General features: G+C 71.3%; 14 protein-coding genes and 1 riboswitch. Of the genes, 6 read left to right on the top strand and 8 right to left on the bottom strand.

Annotation, left to right across the window (positions count from 1 at the left end):
• The first annotated feature begins 37 nt into the window (after positions 1-37).
• Positions 38-1,807 (top strand): serine hydrolase, encoded by a 1,770-nt coding sequence (locus tag ACN6LB_RS24925; RefSeq protein ID WP_445027903.1) that lies wholly within the window; start codon positions 38-40, stop codon positions 1,805-1,807.
• 23 nt (positions 1,808-1,830) lie between these two features.
• Here the strand turns inward: ACN6LB_RS24925 and ACN6LB_RS24920 are convergent, their stop codons facing one another.
• The 6 genes from ACN6LB_RS24920 to ACN6LB_RS24895 form a co-directional block, all read right to left on the bottom strand.
• Complete coding sequence (locus tag ACN6LB_RS24920; RefSeq protein WP_445027847.1) at positions 1,831-3,390, bottom strand: phytoene desaturase family protein; 1,560 nt, start codon at positions 3,388-3,390, stop codon at positions 1,831-1,833.
• Positions 3,391-3,554: 164 nt separating this feature from the next.
• Positions 3,555-5,834, bottom strand: a complete 2,280-nt coding sequence (locus tag ACN6LB_RS24915) for a tetratricopeptide repeat protein (protein WP_445027846.1) — start codon at positions 5,832-5,834, stop codon at positions 3,555-3,557.
• On the bottom strand, positions 5,816-6,694 hold the full coding sequence (locus ACN6LB_RS24910; protein ID WP_445027902.1) for an oxygenase MpaB family protein: 879 nt from the start codon (positions 6,692-6,694) through the stop codon (positions 5,816-5,818). Before ACN6LB_RS24910 ends, ACN6LB_RS24915 begins: the two co-directional genes overlap by 19 nt.
• Positions 6,695-6,751: 57 nt before the next feature.
• Entirely contained in the window at positions 6,752-7,930 is a 1,179-nt protein-coding gene (locus ACN6LB_RS24905; RefSeq protein ID WP_445027845.1) for an acyl-CoA dehydrogenase family protein, read from the bottom strand.
• Positions 7,931-8,125: 195 nt separating this feature from the next.
• Entirely contained in the window at positions 8,126-8,890 is a 765-nt protein-coding gene (locus ACN6LB_RS24900) for a CbtA family protein (RefSeq protein WP_445027844.1), read from the bottom strand.
• Positions 8,891-8,915: 25 nt separating this feature from the next.
• The gene (locus tag ACN6LB_RS24895) at positions 8,916-9,137 is read right to left on the bottom strand and encodes a CbtB domain-containing protein (protein ID WP_356140505.1); all 222 of its coding nucleotides are present in this window, start codon (positions 9,135-9,137) and stop codon (positions 8,916-8,918) included.
• Positions 9,138-9,174: 37 nt separating this feature from the next.
• A riboswitch (cobalamin riboswitch) is annotated at positions 9,175-9,337 on the bottom strand.
• A 99-nt stretch (positions 9,338-9,436) separates the two neighbouring features.
• Between ACN6LB_RS24895 and ACN6LB_RS24890 the strand changes: the two genes are divergently transcribed.
• On the top strand, positions 9,437-10,015 hold the full coding sequence (locus ACN6LB_RS24890; RefSeq protein WP_445027843.1) for a histidine phosphatase family protein: 579 nt from the start codon (positions 9,437-9,439) through the stop codon (positions 10,013-10,015).
• Between the two features lie 52 nt (positions 10,016-10,067).
• Here ACN6LB_RS24890 and ACN6LB_RS24885 read toward each other — a convergent pair whose 3' ends face one another.
• Together ACN6LB_RS24885 and ACN6LB_RS24880 are read right to left on the bottom strand one after the other, a co-directional pair.
• Positions 10,068-10,442 carry a ferredoxin gene (locus ACN6LB_RS24885; RefSeq protein WP_356140507.1) on the bottom strand — a complete coding sequence of 125 codons (375 nt, stop codon included), beginning with the start codon at positions 10,440-10,442 and terminating at the stop codon, positions 10,068-10,070.
• A 122-nt stretch (positions 10,443-10,564) separates the two neighbouring features.
• Positions 10,565-10,960: a nuclear transport factor 2 family protein gene (locus tag ACN6LB_RS24880; RefSeq protein ID WP_356140508.1), complete on the bottom strand. Its 396-nt coding sequence runs from the start codon at positions 10,958-10,960 to the stop codon at positions 10,565-10,567.
• An 82-nt stretch (positions 10,961-11,042) separates the two neighbouring features.
• Between ACN6LB_RS24880 and ACN6LB_RS24875 the strand changes: the two genes are divergently transcribed.
• The 4 genes from ACN6LB_RS24875 to ACN6LB_RS24860 all read left to right on the top strand — a co-directional run.
• Positions 11,043-11,606 (top strand): PadR family transcriptional regulator, encoded by a 564-nt coding sequence (locus ACN6LB_RS24875; protein ID WP_445027842.1) that lies wholly within the window; start codon positions 11,043-11,045, stop codon positions 11,604-11,606.
• Between the two features lie 149 nt (positions 11,607-11,755).
• A complete protein-coding gene (dhaK, locus tag ACN6LB_RS24870) occupies positions 11,756-12,748 on the top strand; it encodes a dihydroxyacetone kinase subunit DhaK (protein ID WP_445027841.1) in 993 nt (330 codons plus the stop codon).
• 46 nt (positions 12,749-12,794) lie between these two features.
• A complete protein-coding gene (dhaL, locus tag ACN6LB_RS24865) occupies positions 12,795-13,421 on the top strand; it encodes a dihydroxyacetone kinase subunit DhaL (protein ID WP_445027840.1) in 627 nt (208 codons plus the stop codon).
• The coding region (locus ACN6LB_RS24860; protein ID WP_458576040.1) for a PTS sugar transporter subunit IIA domain-containing protein at positions 13,414-13,625 on the top strand (212 nt) is incomplete at its 3' end. The genes dhaL and ACN6LB_RS24860, both read left to right, overlap by 8 nt.

Below are 13,625 nucleotides of genomic sequence, written 5' to 3'. Positions count from 1 at the left end.
CGCACACGGCAGAGCGGTCGGCGACGCGGCGGGCGGGATGCCGTACGGCGGCGGACTGACCCGCCGTCAACTCGCCCGCCGGGCCATGGCATTGGGCGGCGCCCTGGCCATCGCCCCCTTCCCCGCGGGGCCGGCGACGGCCGCGGAGAAAAGCCACCGGCACCCGACCCTGCGCCGCGGCACCGCCCACCGCGCCGGACTGCTGGATCAGCACCTGCGCCAACTCGTCACCGACGCCGAGTCGTTCCTCGGCCCCTCCCCCAAGCACCCCTGGTACGCGGGCGCCGTACTGCTCGCCGGACGGGGCGGCATCGTGGCCCTGCACCAGCCGATCGGCATGGCCGTGCGCTACGCGGCGTACGACGAGAAGACGGACACCGGCGTCGAGTTCCCGGCCGACCAGCAGATCCCCATGGCCGAGGACACCGTCTTCGACCTCGCCTCCGTCTCCAAGCTCTTCACTTCGATCCTCGCCGTGCAGCAGATGGAGCGCGGAGCGCTGGAGCTGGAGGCGAAGGTCGCCGCGTACGTCCCGGAGTTCGCCGGCGCGGGCAAGCAGGACATCACCATCCGCCAACTCCTCACCCACACCTCCGGCTTCCGCGCCTGGATCCCCCTCTACAACGCGCCGACCCGCGAGGGAAAGCTCCAACTGATCTGGAACGAGGCGCCGCTCAACCCGCCGGGCACCGCTTACCTGTACTCGGACCTGAACCTGATCTCCCTGCAACTGGTCCTGGAAAGGGTCACCGGCCGCACTCTCGACACCCTCCTGCACGACGAGATCACCGCCCCGCTGGGCATGCACCGCACGCGCTACAACCCGCCCGCCGCCTGGAATCCGAAGATCGCCGCCACCGAGGACGCCCGCAAGCCCTGGTCGGGACTCGACCGCGGCCTGGTGTGGGGAGAGGTGCACGACGAGAACGCCTTCAGCCTCGGCGGTGTCGCCGGACACGCGGGCGTCTTCTCCTGCGCCTGGGACCTGGCGATCCTCGGCCGTACGCTCCTCAACGGCGGCGTGTACGGCAGAGCGCGCATCCTGCGGCCGGAGACGGTGCAGCTGATGTTCACCGACTTCAACACCGCCTTCCCGGGCGACGAGCACGGCCTCGGTTTCGAGCTCTACCAGCACTGGTACATGGGCGCGATGGCCACTCCGCGCACCGCCGGGCACACCGGGTTCACCGGAACCTCGCTCGTCCTCGACCCGACGACCGACTCGTTCCTCATCGTCCTCGGCAACTCCGTTCACCCCGTGCGCACCTGGCGATCCGGCTCCGCTCCCCGGGTCGCCACCGCGAACAACCTTGCCCGGGCCGTGCCGGTGCGCCCCGCCCACGGCCGCACCGCCTGGTTCTCCGGCATGGCCGGCGCCGGCACGGCGACCCTGACGCTGCCCTCGCTCGACACCGCGGCCCGCTCCGCCCGTCTGCACTGCGCCCTGTGGTGGGACACCGAACCCCAGTCCGATGCCCTCTTCCTGGAGGCCTCGACCGACGACGGCGCCACCTGGCAGCCGCTCCCGTTCACCACCCGACACGCCGGCGAGGACCCCGCCGCACACCCCTCCGGCTCGGTCACCGGTTGGTCGGGGCGCGTCTGGCACCGCCTGGCCGCGGACCTTCCCGGGGCACAGCACTTCACCCTGCGCTGGCGGTACGCGACCGACCGGCTGTACGTCGGGCGAGGCGCCTACGTCGACGGACTGCGGGTCGCCACCGGCGAAGAGACCCTCTTCGACGAGGCGCGCCCCGCGGACGCGGCACGCATCCAGGCGGCCGGCTGGACGCCGTCGGCCGACTAGGGGGTGTCCGGGGGCGCGACGGCTCAGCCGTCGACCTGCTCCAGCACGGCCATCGCCGCATTGTGCCCCGGCACCCCGCTCACGCCTCCGCCGCGCACCGCGCCCGCGCCGCACAGCAGCACGTTGGCGTGCGGGGTCTCCACACCCCAACGGCCGGTGCCTTCCTGGGCGTAGGGGAAGGCGAGATCGCGGTGGAAGATGTTGCCGCCGGGCAGACGCAGGTCGCGTTCCAGGTCGAGCGGGGTCTTCGCCTCGATGCAGGGGCGGCCGTCGGCGTCGGTGGCGAGGCAGTCGGCGAGGGGCTCGGCGAGGTGGGCGTCGAGTTGCGCCAGCGTCGACTTGAGGAGTTCCTCGCGCACACCGTCGTTGTCGCGCGCGAAGAGCCGGGCGGGCGTGTGCAGGCCGAAGAGGGTGAGGGTCTGGTAGCCCTGGTCGACGAGGTCGGGGCCGAGGATGGTCGGGTCGGTGAGGGAGTGGCAGTAGATCTCCGAGGGCGGGGCGACGGGCAGTTCGCCGGATGCGGCCTGGGCGTGCGCGGTCGCCAACTGCTCGTAGCCCTCGGCGATGTGGAAGGTTCCGGCGAACGCCTCACGCGGGTCCACGGAGGTGTCGCGCAGCCTCGGCAGCCGTGTGAGCAGCATGTTCACCTTGAGCTGGGCGCCCTCGGCCGGGGCGGGCGGTGCGGCGCCGGTGAGGGCGGCGAGCTCCTGCGGCGAGGCGTTCACGAGGACGTGCCGGGCCGCGACCACGCCCTCCGTGTCGGCGGTCCGGTAGGTGACCTCGGCGGCCCGCCCGTCCGTCTCGATCCGCACCGCCTCGTGCCCGGTGGCGACGACGGCGCCCGCGGCGCGCGCCGCCGTGGCGATCGCGTCGGTGAGGGCCCCCATGCCTCCGACGGGCACGTCCCAGGCGCCGGTGCCGCCGCCGATCACGTGGTAGAGGAAGCATCGGTTCTGCCGCAGCGAGGAGTCATGGGCGTCGGCGAAGGTCCCGATGAGCGCGTCGGTGAGGACGACACCTCGGACGAGGTCGTCGGCGAAGTACTCCTCGACGGCCGTCCCGATCGGCTCCTCGAACAGCAGGCGCCAGGCCTCCTCGTCGTCGACGCGGGTGCGCAGTTCGTCGCGGCTGGGCAGGGGTTCGGTGAGAGTGGGGAACACACGCTGGGCGACGCGGCCCGTCATGCCGTAGAAGCGCTGCCAGGACGCGTACTCACCGTTCGAGCCGGTCAGCCGGGCGAACGCCTCGCGGGTGCGCCGCTCGCCGCCGCCGACGAGCAGCCCGGTGGGACGTCCGTCCCGCTCGACGGGCGTGTACGACGACACGGTGCGCCCACGGACGCGGAAGTCGAGCCCGAGGTCCCGCACGATCTTCCGGGGCAGCAGGCTGACCAGGTACGAGTATCGCGACAGCCGCGCGTCGACCCCGGCGAAGGGCCGGGTGGACACGGCGGCGCCCCCGGTGGCCCCCAGCCGCTCCAGGACCAGGACCGATTGCCCGGCCCGGGCCAGGTAAGCGGCGGCAACCAGACCGTTGTGACCACCGCCGACGATGACGGCGTCGTATCCCTCAAGTGCAGGCATGCCTCTTCGTAGCACGGGATGATCTACGGCGGCCAGAGCTGCGCGGCAGGCGGCGGGCACCCGTCCGGGCGCAGGCCTCGGGGTCCGGGGCGCGGGTCACCCCTGCGGCCGCTGGGCGCGGCGCTGCCCGTAGGGGCCCGCGGTCACCCACCGTCAGTCGTGGCTCAATGCCCGCCGGACGCCCGCTGCTGCCTCAGCACCGCCACCCTGCGGTACAGCTCCACGGCCTCCTGGCCTCGGCCGAGCTGTTCCAGGCAGTGCGCCTCGTCGTTGCGGCTGGCGAGGGCGTCCGGGTGGTCGGGGCCCAGGACCCGTTCGCGAGCGGCGGCGACACGCCGGTACTCGGTGAGCGCGTCGGCCCAGCGGCCGAGCCAGCCGAGGCCGACGGCGACCTCACGGCGGCTGACGAGGGTGTCCGGGTGGTCGGGACCCAGGACACGCTCGCGGATCGCGCACACGTCGCGGGACTCGGCGAGCGCCTCCTCCCAGCGGCCCATCCGGCCGAGGTTGACGCCGAGGCCGTGCCGGGCGCGCAGGGTCTCGGGGTGGGCGGGGCCGTGCACCCGGGTGCGGTCCTCGATCAGGTCGCGGTACAGCTCCAGGGCCTGCGCGCTGCGGCCGAGCCGGCCGAGGCTGATCCCGACCTCGTAGCGGGCGGCGAGGGTGTCCGGATGGTCGGGACCCAGCGCACGGGCGCGCGCGTCGGCCACCTCCTGATACGTCTGGAGCGCCTCGGGCCAGCGGCCCAACTGGCCGAGCGCGTAAGCCACTTCGTAGCGGGTGACGAGCGTGTCGGGGTGGGTCGCGCCGAGCACCCGGGCGCGGGCCGACGCCACCTCGGTCGCCATGCGGTACGAGTCCTCCAGCCGCCCGAGTCTGCTGAGGTTGAACGCGAGGTTGTGGCGGCAGCGCAGGGTGTCGGGGTGGTCGGGGCCCATGGCGTGCTCTCGGGCGGCGAGCACCGAGGTGTAGGCCTGGTGCGCCTCGAAGTGACGTCCCAACTGGCCGAGCACGTAGGCCATTTCCTGTCGTGCGGCGAGCGTGTCGGGGTGGTCGGAGCCGAGCACGCGCTCCCTGGCCTGAGCGACGTGCGCGTACTCGCGCAGCGCTTCGGCGGGGTGCCCGGTGCGACTGAGTGTGAAGCCGACCTCGTAGCGGCTGGCGAGGGTGTCCGGGTGGTCGGGACCCAGGGCGTGTTCGCGTTCGACGGCGACCGCGCGGTGCACCTCGCCCGCCTCGGTCCACCGGCCGAGCCGCCCCAGGCTCAGCCCTGCGTTGTGCCGCCCGGCGAGCGTGGTGACCAACTCCGGTGACGGCGCCGGGCGTTCACCGTGTGCCGGCTCACGCATATCGGTGGTGGCAGGGCGGGCGATCCACTCGCCGGTGAGCCCCGCAGCGGCGTCCGGCGGCGTGGAGCGCAGGTCGGCGCCGGTCGCCTTGTGGCCGGTGGTCATGCCGCGGGTCCAGGAGGGCAGGCGGGGTTCACGCGCGGGCGGCTGCTCCGGGCGTGTCCGGATCGAGGGTGCCGCGGGCCGGCGCTCCGTCGCGGGCCGGTGCACGGCGGGCGTCACCACCGTCGGTACGTACACCGGTGTGGTGCGGCCCGCACTGATCCGTCGGCCTACCTCACGGGCGTCCTGCGGCCGCTGCTCGGGCTGCTTGGCCAGCAGATCGAGGATGATCCGCTCCAGGTACTCGGGGAGTTCGGTCCGCCGGGCGCGCGGCGGTTCGGGCGGCGTGTCGCGGTGCCCGACCAGCACCGCCCACGCGTCGTCGAGGTCGAACGGCGGGGCCCCGGTGGCGATTTCGTACAGCACGCAGCCGAACGAGTACAGGTCGCTGCGGTGGTCCACCTGGGAGCCGCCGATCTGCTCCGGCGACATGTAGTGCGGGGTGCCCATCGCGATTCCGGTGCCGGTCAGCCGGGAGGTGAAGCCGATGTCATGGCCGAGGCGGGCGATGCCGAAGTCGCAGATCTTCACGGTGCCGTCGGTCAGTCGCATGATGTTGGCGGGCTTCAGGTCCCGGTGCACGATGCCCTGTTGGTGGGTGTAGGCGAGCGCCGCGGTCACCTGGTCGGCGATCTCGACCACGTCGGCGACCGGCAGCGGGTGCTGCTTGTTGTCCTCCAGGACCTGGCTGAGGTTGCGTCCCTCCAGCAGCTCCATGACGAGATAGAGCACGCCGTCGGACTCGCCGAAGTCGTGCACGACGGTCACTCCGCGGTGCTGGAGCGAGGCGGCCACCCGGGCCTCGCGCCGAAACCTCTCCCGCAGGACACGCGTGAAGGACTGATCGTGGTGCGGGCCGAGGGGCTTGAGGCACTTCACGGCGACCTGCCGGCCCAGCGACTCGTCGCGGGCGCGCCACACCTCGCCCATACCGCCGCGCCCGATCAGATCGAGCAGCCGGTACCGGCTCTGGATCAGCCTGGTTTCCGCCATCTCGCGCGATCGCCCCCGTCGCTGCTCGCCTCGCCCTCCCCCGGCCCGTCCAGTATGGCGAGCTGTCTGCCGACTTTGTACGGTGCCGGGCGCGAGCCGGGGCCGAGCCGTGACATGGCGCGGATAATGTGTTTGGGCGGGAGTTGCCAGCGCAGACGCGCGGGAACACAGCGCAGCAAGGTGCCCGTGAGACGCAGGCGCCGGGTCACCACGGCCGATGGCGGGGCCGCTCTGCCGTACAACTCGTGGGCGTACGGAGGCAGAGCGGCGTACGCCAGACCGGCCACGCGCCGCCACAGCAGCGCACGTGCCGGGACGAGCAGCGGGTGCGTGGGCGGACGGCGAAGGAAGTCGTCCACGTCCCGCGCCTCCGGGCCTGCGGCCAGCTCCGGCAGCACATTCTCGAAGTAGGCGGCCAGCTCGGTCCGATTCGCCGGTACGTCCTCGGGGTCGAGGCCCACCAGCCGTGCGCTGACGCGGTGCTCACCGATGTAGCGGTCGGCCTCGGCGTCCGTGAGCCGGAACCCGGAGCGCCGCAGGACGTGCAGATAGGAGTCGATCTCGGCGCAGTGCACCCACAGCAGCAGTTCGGGCTCGTCGATCCGGTACCGCTCCCCGCTGTCCGGGTCCGTCGCTCGCAGCATCGTGTGGATCTTCCGTACCCGCGTGCCCGCCCGCTCGGCGGCCTCCGCGGTGCCGTACGTCGTCGTCCCCACGAAGTTCGCGGTCCGCATCAGCCGGCCCCACGCGTCGCGCCGGAAGTCGGAGTTCTGCATGACGCCCCGCACCGCGCGCGGGTGCAGCGCCTGCAGATAGAGCGCACGGACTCCGGCGACCCACATCATGGGGTCGCCGTGCATCTGCCAGGTCACCGAGGAGGGTCCGAAGAGCCCGGGGTCCGCGTCCACACCAGCAGGCTAGCGCCGTACCCGCGGCATCCCCAGACCGATCCAGGAGATGATCTCGCGCTGGATCTCGTTGTTCCCGCCGCCGAAGGTGAAGATCACCGCCGAGCGGTAGCCGCGTTCCAGGTCGCCGTGGAGGACGGTGCCCGCCGATCCCTCCTTGAGGATGCCGGGGGCGGCGACGATCTCCATCAGCCAGGCGTAGGCGTCGCGGCGCGTCTCGGAGCCGTACACCTTGACGGCGGAGGCGTCCTGCGGGGTGAGGGTGCCTTCCTGGACGGCGTTCACCATCTGCCAGTTGAGGAGTTTCATCGCGTCGAGGCGGGTGTGGGTCTGCGCGAGGCGGCGGCGGACCCAGGGGAGGTCGACGACGCGGCGGCCGTCGGCGAGCTTGGTCTCCATCGCCCAGCGCTGTACGTCGTGCAGGGCGCGGATCGCCATGGTGCCGTGCGCGGCGAGCGTGACGCGCTCGTGGTTGAGCTGGTTGGTGATCAGCCGCCAGCCCTTGTTCTCCTCGCCGACCCGGCGGGAAGCCGGGACGCGGATGTTCTCGTAGTAGCTGGCGGTGGTGTCGTGCGAGGCGAGGGTGTTGATGAGGGTGCAGGAGTAGCCGGGGTCGGAGGTCGGCACGAGGAGCATGGTGATGCCCTTGTGCGGCGGCGCGTCAGGGTCGGTGCGCACGGCCAGCCACACCCAGTCGGCTGTGTCGCCGTTGGTCGTCCAGATCTTCTGCCCGTTGACGACGTACTCGTCTCCGTCACGTATGGCCCGGGTCTTGAGCGCGGCGAGATCCGTCCCCGCGTCCGGCTCGCTGTAGCCGATCGCGAAGTCGATCTCGCCGGAGAGGATGCGCGGCAGGAAGTACGCCTTCTGCTCATCGCTGCCGAACTGCATGATCGTCGGGCCGACCGTGTTGAGGGCCATCAGCGGCAGCGGGACGCCCGCCTGAGCGGCCTCGTCGAAGAAGATGAACTGCTCCATGGGGCTCAGACCGCGCCCGCCGTACTCCGTGGGCCAGCCCACGCCGAGCCAGCCGTCCGTGCCGAGCCGGCGGATCGTCTCGCGGTAGAAGCGCTTCTGGGCCGCGGGGTCGCCGTAGCGCGCGTAGGCGTGGTCGGGCACCAGGTCCGCGAAGTATCCGCGCAGCTCGGTGCGCAACCGCTGCTGCTCGGGCGTGTATTCGAGATGCACGGCGCCTCCTGGCTCCCAAGGCCGGACCTGACGGCGCACACCGTAGAACGTGTTTCAGAAATTGGGAATGCCGGTGACGTACGCATGCGAAAGGCCCCCAGGATTCGCGCCATATCCGGGGGCCCTGCGCAGTCGAGCGGCACTTCGGTGGATCGATCGGTGGATCGATGAAGCCGTGCGGCGATCGAGTGGTGGTCAGCGTGCGACGGGAGTCGCCCGCGCCTCCGCTCGCTTCTCCGCGGCCTTGGCCGGTTTCGGTGACAGCACCCGCTCCGCCAGCACACCGAAGATCAGCCCGAAGGCCGTCCACAGGGTCAGCTGAATGGCCAGGGCGGCCAGCCGGAACTGCCAGATGAGGGTGGCCGAGAAGTCCTTCGGCACCTCGTTCACCGTGGGCAGGAACGCGTATGCGAGGCCGATGGCGAGGAGGAAGAACGCCCCCGCGGCCAGTGTCGCGTTCCAGTTGCCCAGGCGTGGCGCGAGGCGCTTGCCCAGGATCACGGTGGCGACGGCCAGCAGCACGCTGAGCACCATCATCAGGAAGTACAGCGTGGTGCGCTTACCGATGGTGTCGGGCTCGCCCACGGACGGCGGGTTGGCGGGGTACTTCAGGAACGGCACGACGTAGACCGCGAAGAGGCCCGCCGCCGCAAGGAGCAGCGCACTGGCACGCGGTCCGAAGCGCCCGATCCTGCCGAGCGCGAAGCAGTACGCGAGGGCGGCGATGCCACCGAAAGCGACCCCGTAGACGAGGACGCCGGTGGCCAGGCCACCGGTGGACTGCATCGTGCGGGAGACGACCTCCATACCGTGCTCGTGACTGTGCGACTCCTCGTAGGCGATCGCCGAGTCCACGCGCGGCTCACCGAGGAAGTAGGCGACGACCAGGGCGAGCAGGCCCGCGGCGAGACCCGCGAGCATGCCCCGTACCAGGAGGTTTCTGACAGTTGCGGAATTCATGAGCTTCTACGATTCCCCGGCGCCGTCAGTGGCAGGGGAAGCCGAGCAGGTGGCGGGCGTCGTGCACCCACTCGTGAACGTCCGAGCCCGACATCACGGATGTGGCGCCCTGTTCGGCGCCGACGAAGTAGAGCAGAACCAGCATCAGGATGCCGAAGAAGACCGCCCAGGGGGCGATCGCACCGATCGGCAGCTTGGCGGGAACAGCGGTGGGTGTAGCGGTCGGCTGAGCGACGGACTGCGCCATGGGGCAGAACCTCCTGGGGAACTCGCGTCCCATTTCGGTGGTGCACAGGACGACGGCTGCGGGTCTGACTTGCTCGACCTTCACCACCCCTGGTGGGAGTGGTTCTTGCTGGGCTTACAGTGGCGCGACCGTGCCGGATTCTCACCGGCTTCCGCCGAACCGTCGTCAATATCGACGAGACCGTACCGCGAACCGGGGTTGCGGCCAAGGGCGCACGAAGGCGCGGAGGGCGCGCCGGTGGCCTGGTCACGTCGTCAGTTCCCCGATTTCACACGGGTGTTGAGCACGAGAGTGGACGTATGACGAGCCGAGTGATGTTGATCTCAGCCGCAATGAGTGTGGCCGTACGGGAAGCCCGCTTCGACGACGGATGTCCGGTTGATACCACGGGGCTGCGCCTCGCGCGGGCGGCCGCGGGGGCGGTTGCGGCCGTGGACCGGCCGCTGGTCTCCCCCTCGGTGCGCTGCCGCGAGACCGCACACGCACTCGGCCTCGGTACGGCGGCGGACGCGCCGGAACTCGCGGGCCTGGACGTGGGCCGCTGGCGCGGCGCGACCCTGGAGGAGGTGAGCACGAGGGAACCGGAGGCGGTGGCCCGATGGCTGTCCGATCCGGGCTCGGCGCCGCACGACGGCGAGTCGGTGGAGGCCTTCTGCACACGGGTGGCGCACTGGCTGGACGCGACCGCACACGTCGCGGGCCGGACGGTCGCCGTGGTGGAGCCCGAGGTCGTACGCGCCTTGGTGGTACGGACGTTGGGGGCACCGGAGTCCGCGTTCTGGCGGGTCGACGTGCCGCCGTTGACCGCCACCGAGTTCAGCGGGCGATCGGGGCGCTGGAACGTACGGGCCGGACGGCCGCTCGGGGTCTCGGACTGACGCCGGGCACGAGGTGAGCTCCGCGCTCGGAGCGGTGTCGCGAGGAAGTCCGTCAGAGCAGTGTCGCGATGAAGTCCGTGCAGGCCTGGGCGCAGATGCGGCAGGCCTTCGCCCCGTCCTCGGCGCCGGCGTACTCGTCGAAGACCCGGGCGCACGCCAGGCAGACCTCGCGGCACCACTCCGCCTGGATGCGCAGGCCGGACTCGTCCTCGCGGATCTGCTCGGACAGCACGCGACAGGTCGCGTCGCACACCTCGGCGCACAGGACGCCTTCGCGCCTTACGCGTTGGTCCTCTTCGGATCCGTCCGGCTCCGCGAGGCTCGCACGCAGCGCGCACTCCCGCGCGCATTCCGTGCAGGCCTGTGCGCAGGCAAAGCGGTCCTCCAGGAATTGATAGAGCTCCTGCTGAGATGTCGTCGTAGTCACAAGACGCGGGTAGCCGAAGGAAATGGGGTCAAACCAGCAGCCTGCGGCACCCAGGCCGAAGCCGAGGCGCCCACGCCTCGCAGACCGTCACCGCAACCCGCGTACTCAAGCCACGAAAGCGCTCAGGCGCCCTCCGCCCGCGCCGCCTCCGCCGCGATCTCCTCGAACTGCGCGCCCATCGCCTCGGAGAGGGCCAGCGCCGCCGACAGCGGGCGGACCATGACCGTCAGTTCGTCGATCCTGCCGTCCTCGTCCATGTGCAGGAAGTCGCAGCCGTGAATCTCCCTCTCGCCCACCTTGGCCTTGAAGACGAGGGCGTGGTCGCGGCCGTCGGCGATCTCCCGCACGTACTCGAAGTCGGTGAAGACACGGGAGACGCCGCGCAGGATGGCGGCGGTGATCGCCTTGCCGGGGTAGGGCTTGAAGACGACGGGGCTGGTGAAGACGACGTCGTCGGCCAGCAGGCTCTCGATGCCGGTGAAGTCGTCGGCCTCCACGGCCTTGCGGAAGGGGTGCATCACGCCCACCTTTCTTACTCAATTAGTTGACTAGATGCGGAGTAGGTTAGTCATCGCGGCGGGTGCCGTCTAGCCTGGGGGCATGGCATTGCGCAACGCACTCCTGGCCACCCTTCTGGAGGGCGAGGCGTCGGGATACGACCTCGCCAAGGGCTTCGACGCCTCGGTGGCCAACTTCTGGATGGCGACCCCACAGCAGCTGTACCGCGAACTCGACCGCATGGAGTCCGAAGGGCTCGTGGCGGCCCGGCTCGTGGAGCAGGAGCGCCGGCCGAACAAGCGGCTGTTCTCCCTCACCGAGGCCGGCCGCCGGGCCCTGTACGCGTTCACGGCCGAACCGCCGAAGCCGACGGCCATCCGCTCCGAACTCATGGTCAAGGTGCAGGCCCTCGACGAGGGCGACGAGCAGGCCGTACGGTCGGCGGTCGCCGGGCAGCTGGAGCGGTCACGCGACAAGCTGGCCCGCTTCGACCGGCTTCGCGACCGTCTCCTCGACGGCCGCACCGAACACGAGTTCCTGGAACGGGCCGAGCGCGTCGGGCCGTATCTCTCCCTGATGCGGGGCCGCGCCTTCGAGCAGGAGAACATCCGGTGGGCCGAGCGGACCCTGAGCGTCCTTGAGCAACGCGCCTCCGTGCGGCCGTAGTCCCGGCGCCGCGGACAGCCTGCACGACGGGTGACCTCCGGGACCAAAGCGCAGATACTGCCGGTGGACGGACCCCTCCTCCCCACTCGGCCGCCTACCCTGATCACGAGACCCAGAGCCCTGCCTGTTCATCGCACCAGGAGGTAACCATGAGGATGCTCATCAACGTCGCGGAGACAGTCGTCGCGGACGCGCTGCGGGGCATGGCGGCCGCTCATCCGGAGCTGACGGTGGACGTGGAGAACCGCGTGATCGTACGGCGGGACGCTCCGGTGGCCGGAAAGGTCGGCCTCGTCTCCGGTGGCGGGTCGGGGCACGAGCCGCTGCACGGCGGTTTCGTGGGTCCCGGGATGCTGTCGGCGGCCTGCCCCGGCGAGGTCTTCACGTCTCCGGTGCCGGACCAGATGGTGCGTGCGGCGGCCGCCGTGGACAGTGGCGCGGGCGTGCTGTTCATCGTGAAGAACTACACGGGCGACGTACTGAACTTCGACATGGCCGCGGAACTCGCCGAGGACGAGGGCATCCAGATCGCGAAGGTCCTCGTCAACGACGACGTCGCCGTCACCGACAGCCTGTACACGGCAGGGCGGCGCGGTACGGGCGCCACACTGTTCGTGGAGAAGATCGCGGGCGCCGCCGCCGACGAGGGCGCGCCGCTGGAGCGGGTCGAGGCGCTGGCCCGGCAGGTCAACGAGAACTCCCGCAGCTTCGGGGTCGCCCTCAGCGCCTGCACCACCCCGGCCAAGGGCAGCCCGACCTTCGACCTGCCGAGCGGCGAACTGGAACTGGGCGTCGGCATCCACGGCGAGCCCGGCCGGGAGCGGCGCGCGATGATGACCTCGCGCGAGATCGCCGACTTCTCCGTGCACGCGATCCTGGACGACTTCACGCCGCGCAACCCCGTGCTCGTGCTGGTGAACGGCATGGGCGCGACCCCGCTCCTGGAGCTGTACGGCTTCAATGCGGAGGTCCAGCGCGTCCTGACCGAGCGCGGGGTCCCGGTGGCGCACACCCTGGTGGGCAACTACGTCACCTCCCTCGACATGGCCGGCGCCTCGGTGACGCTGTGTCAGGTCGACGAGGAACTGCTGCGCCTGTGGAACGCACCGGTCAGCACGCCGGGCCTGCGCTGGGGCATGTGAGCTTGCCTGACCCTCCGTCAACATCCGTACCACGCAAGGAGATTCCGTGCTCGACGCCGACTTCTTCCGCCGTTGGATGACGGCGACCGCCGCGTCCGTGGACCGCGAGGCGGAACGGCTGACCGACCTGGACTCACCGATCGGCGACGCCGACCACGGCAGCAACCTGCAGCGCGGGTTCACCGCGGTGGTGGCCACTCTGGAGAAAGAGGCACCGGACACGCCCGGCGCCGTCCTGACACTCGCCGGACGGCAGCTGATCTCGACGGTCGGCGGCGCCTCCGGACCGCTGTACGGGACACTGCTGCGCCGTACCGGCAAGGAACTCGGTGACGCGGCCGAGGTCGACCGGGCGCGGTTCACGGACGCGCTGCGCACCGGCGTCGACGCCGTGATGACGCTGGGAGGCGCGGCACCGGGCGACAAGACCATGATCGACGCGCTGGTGCCGGCCGTCGACGCGCTCGCCGACTCCTTCGCGGCGGCCCGGGGGGCTGCCGAGGAGGGCGCCGCCGCTACGACGCCGTTGCAGGCCCGCAAGGGCAGGGCGAGCTATCTGGGCGCGCGCAGCATCGGGCACCAGGACCCGGGCGCCACCTCCTCGGCGCTGCTGATGGCGGCACTCGCCGAGACGGCGGATGAGTCCGGTGAATCCGGTGAATCCGGTGAGTGACGCCGGGGACAAGGCGGACAAGCTCGTCGGGATCGTGCTTGTCTCCCACAGCGCCGCCGTCGCCGCCTCGGTGGCCGAGCTTGCGACGGGCCTTGCGGGCGGTGGCGCCACGGCGCCCGTCGCGCCGGCCGGCGGCACGTCGGACGGCGGCCTCGGCACGAGCGCCGAGTTGATCGCCGAGGCGGCCGCCTCGGTGGAACACGG

Source organism: Streptomyces sp. SAS_270 (assembly GCF_052543295.1).
Note: the sequence above shows the minus strand (reverse complement) of the source record. Positions and strands in the feature narration are given on the sequence as shown.